Genomic DNA, 3,989 nt, shown 5'->3' with positions numbered 1-3,989 from the left:
TATTATTATTTATCCTTAATTTAGGATTATCTTTTATATGTTTATTTAATTTATTTTGTAATTTTCTAACATTATTTGCTGCTTTTATTTTATTTTCTTCATCAACTAATCCTGCTTCAATCCTTTTCCATTTTCTTATATCTCTTTCATATGCTCTCTGCTTTTGTTCTGCTTCATAAGTCTTAATAGCTTCCTTACCATCTTGTACCTTAGGAAGTGTTGTTATTCCTTCAAAATAAGTTATTAATGCATGCCTACAGTTAGGATGTAATAATCCCTTATCTATTGCTTCACTTAATAACTTATACTTATCTTTATACTTCTCAATATATTCATTACTAGGATGGCTAAATATATCATCTATAACTATCTTTCCTTGCCATGGTTCACACATCTTACAAGTATTGGCATGAGCTGAAACAACTACTAAATGTATTCCATATTCATCACGCTTTTTACCTTCTCCTAGTAGCATTGCTCTATGATTAGCTGTTCTAAGTGCCATTTCTGCATATGAAGATATATTTACTTTAGCACCATTTTTATATTCTATAGAGTTAATACCTTTATCTAAGAAGTCCTTAGTTGACATATCTATAGCTTGATTTAGTGTCTTAGCACCATTCTGTAAGTACATATGAGTTTTAAATATAGTTTGTCTATATACATCATCCATTTTTCTAAGAACTGAATATTGAGCTTTATTTAAATCATTATTAACTGTAGATATTAAAGCTTCTAATTTCTTTTCATTAACTCCAAAGAAATTCTTTTCTTGTGGTATTGCTCCTGGACTCCCTAATTCTTTAGCCATATACCCTTTTAAAGTAGACGTATCAATATCATCTGGAAACTCTATTGATTGGTGTTCTCTTTTTCTCCATTTAAGCACTTGATTAATCTTATTAAATAGCTTTTCTACTTTGCCTTCTCCTTTAGAAAAGTTTCCCCTTAATTCTCTATTTATAGCATCTTGAATAGGCTTATTATATTTAGATACAATTTTTCTATTCCTTGCTCTATACTGCTCCATAGCTCTTAGTTTAGATAATTGCCATTGTTCCCATTCAAAACCTTCCTTTTTTTGCTCGTTTTGATGAAAATAAAAAGCCCTACGCATAGAAGATATAAGGTCCAGTTCCATCTGTTCAAATATCTTTCTAATATCATAAGACTTTTCTCTTTCTTTAGCTGCAGTATCCTTAATATACTTTTTTGTTATATTCTTAAGTATATCTCCTATCTTACTAGACTTATTCTTCTTCGCCATCTAAATCCACATCCTCTGGATCATCTAAATTATTATAATCTTCATCATCTACTGTTTTAGGTTCTTCTGTTTCAACCATTCCGTTTTGTTCTTTTATTCTTTGTACTTCAATAGCCTTTTCTTCATCTGTCATTGTATCTCCATAAAGTTCATCAACTACTTTTTCAATCGACATTATTCCATAAGATTTGGCTTTTCCTACTATCTCTACTACTGTATCAAAGCTAGGTGATGCATATTCTCCAAAGGCTATTGATACCTCATATTCTCCTGGAGTTTTATTATTAAGAACATCATTAGTTTTTAGCATAATTTCAACTAAGTGAGGAATGACTTCTGTTAATACATCAACCATCTTATTTCTTGTATATAAAGTAGTCTTTTCTTTCTCCCTTTGTGCTTCTGCATTATCTGTTTTCTTAAGGTCTATTCCTAATGTAGATGGACTTATAATACCTTGTAAGCACATATCTATAGCATTAGCATAACTCTCTATATAAGCTAAGTAATTAATATCTGCTTGTTTCATATCTATTTGATTATTTGCATTTTCTGCAAGGCTTGTACCTACAGCAATAAACTTATTATCAAAAGGATTAGGTTTTAATAAATCTCCTGTATTTGGGTTTCTAGGTATTAAGTCCTCTGGAATATACTTTTGTACTCTTCCATCCCTTATAGCATCTATCCATTGACTTATAACTTCATCTAATGCATCAAAGGCATCTGATTTATTATCTAATAAACTCTTTCCTCTACCTTCAAATTTAACACTTTTAAAAAACATCAAAGGTAAGGCCATTATAAAATCGTCATTGAATGTTACATCAATTAAATTAGATGTTTCTTCTATAACTGACAAGGGTACTTCATTTTCTCTTTCATCATAAAGCTTATATCTTACATATCCTTTCCCATATATCTCTACCAACTTATATCTTTTATAGTTTGATTTATTATAATAAGTTATGAATTTAATTTCTTTTAATCTTCCCCTATTGGTTTCACATTCAACCATAGATCCATCAAAGAACTCTAGTATAGGATACTTACTAACTTCCTTATCTATTGATAATTTAAAAGCTCCATCTCCACTTATTAGAACTTTAGAAATAACATCACCTATCATTTCATCAAACTTATTATCTTTCCTAATTTCTTCCCATATAGTATTGCTTTCTTTATCTTCTAATTCAATGTTATCTATATCTGCAACTATAATATCACTAAGCCTATCAACTATCATAGCTGGTAATCCACTATGTATCTTTCTAATACTCAAATTTTCACTCGGTACTGCTGACCAAAATCTAGCTTTATTTACTGGATCACTACTTATATTCTTAAAGAATTGTTCAAGTTCATAAGCTTCCCCTCTATACCAAAGTTTATTTCTTATTAGATTAGTTTCATAGGTATATGCTTCTTGTATATTAATACTACTTTGTGATGCAGGCTGAACATTTAAATATTTAATTGCTGCTTTTGTTAACATACTTTTAAATCCTCCTATTAGTCCCATATCTATTCTCCTTTATAATTTCCTATCTTTGTTCTAAATGGTATCCATGCATACTGACTAGAGTTAATTGTATGGTCATTACTATCTTCTGGCTCATATTTATCTTCTTTCCAACTATAGCTCTCTAACTCTCTAATATGCTCTGCACAAGTATTTAAAACTTCATAGTATATTTTATTTTCTACATTAATCCAGCCTAATGCTAAGTGTATTCTGTCTATTATAGTTATCTTCTTATAGGCATTTAAGAAATTATATACACATGGGTTAGTTCTTTTAAATTTCTTAAGCTCTGTTATAGTTGCCTGGTCTGCTGAATCAATAAATACATCTCTTGCAAGGCCCCATTCTTTTCTATTTCTTTCTAAGAAATTAAAAAACCTAGGAGCTATGTCACTAGGTGCTAATGGTACTTCTAAATTTTTATTATTATATACTTCCTCATTAAGTATTACTAATTTACCCTTATCAGTTATCCCTATAAAAGTCATTGCTAGTGTATCTGGACTGCTTTCTGAATAAGCTGTATCAAGCCCAGCACTAAATTGAATAAATTTATATTTTTTAGCCTTTTCTCTAGTAATTACATTATTCTTTCTTTCAAAGTTAGAAAATATTAATCCTGTTGCTCTTCCTCTAAGTCCTAATATCTTATTCTTATAAAGCTTAGTACCTTTTGGAGCACTTAATTTCTTCTTCTCTATATCTTCTTCACTTAAAGAAGCATTATCATAAAAACTAAAAAACCAGTAAGTCCAACTAGGCTTCTCTTCTGAATTAAGTTGCTCTAATATTTCTACTGGTACATCCTTTTTATATTTTTCTAATGGTCTACTACAATTTATGAACTCACTATATATAGATAAGTTAGGATCATCTGGGTTAAGTGTACCCATTAAATAATCATTTCTAGTGGATATTTCTCTTACAAATTCAATACTTGCTGTGTTAATTTCATCTATAAGTACACATCCAAATTGAGAACCTAAAGCCATTTTCCACTTATCTACATTATCATAACCTAGAATATAAATAACCTTTTCTCCACTAGGTGTATTATACCTTATGTGAGGTATTTTATTATCTTTATCTCCATTTCCATTGTATCTAACTAAATCTCCAAATACATCTATAATTCCATATTCCTTTTGGATTATGTTCTTTTCTGCTACACCAGTTGTCTTAGCTGCTATAACA

General features: G+C 29.6%; 3 protein-coding genes. All 3 read right to left on the bottom strand.

Annotated elements, in window-relative coordinates; translation table 11 throughout:
- The coding region (locus HUJ77_RS14910; RefSeq protein WP_291709991.1) for a phage minor capsid protein at nt 1-1,270 on the bottom strand (1,270 nt) is incomplete at its 3' end.
- Nucleotides 1,254-2,792, bottom strand: coding sequence for a capsid protein (locus HUJ77_RS14905; protein ID WP_291709988.1), 1,539 nt, complete (start codon nt 2,790-2,792; stop codon nt 1,254-1,256). The genes HUJ77_RS14905 and HUJ77_RS14910, both read right to left, overlap by 17 nt.
- A gap of 2 nt (nt 2,793-2,794) precedes the next feature.
- Nucleotides 2,795-3,989, bottom strand: a 1,195-nt coding sequence (locus HUJ77_RS14900; RefSeq protein WP_291709987.1) for a terminase, incomplete at its 5' end; no start/stop codon positions are given.

The sequence above is a fragment of the Clostridium sp. genome (assembly GCF_021443865.1).
Lineage (GTDB): Bacteria > Bacillota > Clostridia > Clostridiales > Clostridiaceae > Clostridium.
This window is presented reverse-complemented; position numbering and strand designations above follow the sequence as displayed.